Origin of the sequence: Streptomyces sp. P17, from assembly GCF_032436805.1 — a bacterium.
Taxonomy (GTDB): domain Bacteria; phylum Actinomycetota; class Actinomycetes; order Streptomycetales; family Streptomycetaceae; genus Streptomyces.
This window is the reverse complement of record NZ_JAVRBF010000347.1, coordinates 1-438: the sequence shown is the minus strand read 5'-3', so window position 1 is coordinate 438 and position 438 is coordinate 1. Positions and strand designations below refer to the sequence as shown.

Genomic DNA, 438 nt, shown 5'->3' with positions numbered 1-438 from the left:
GCAAGCTTGAAAGCTGGGATGAAGCTGGTCAATATTTTGTTAACAGCCTTGTAAGCTATCAACCGATCCAAGAAGTCCAGAACCACAGGATCAGTGGTGTGGTTGCGAAGTGCTTTCAACACTTTACCGCCCGTGGCACGTGCCTTGCTCTTGGTCAAAGCAATGACCGGCAAACCAAGATGCTCATAGAGCAAGGTTGCCAACTGCGGGCCACTATTCGGGTTGAAATCAACTTTACCCTCAGCATCTGCCATGGTTCGGCGTAGCTTCTTCAGGCGTGCGTTTTCCTTCTCCAACCACTTTTCTTTTAGGAGATAGATATACTCCTCCATGACTTCGCTTGATCGCATCTCTGCGAGTGCAACGTCATTGTCTTGTTGCAGTATCTTTTCTACCTCCTAAACACGCTCCCTGTTCAGAGGTAGTCCAGGCAACTGC

The 438-nt window shown here is 48.9% G+C and carries 1 protein-coding gene; it reads right to left on the bottom strand.

Annotated elements, in window-relative coordinates:
- Nucleotides 1-332: hypothetical protein (locus RMT89_RS41210; RefSeq protein ID WP_315888878.1), on the bottom strand; the 332-nt coding region annotated here is incomplete at its 3' end.
- Between the last annotated feature and the right edge of the window lie 106 nt (nt 333-438).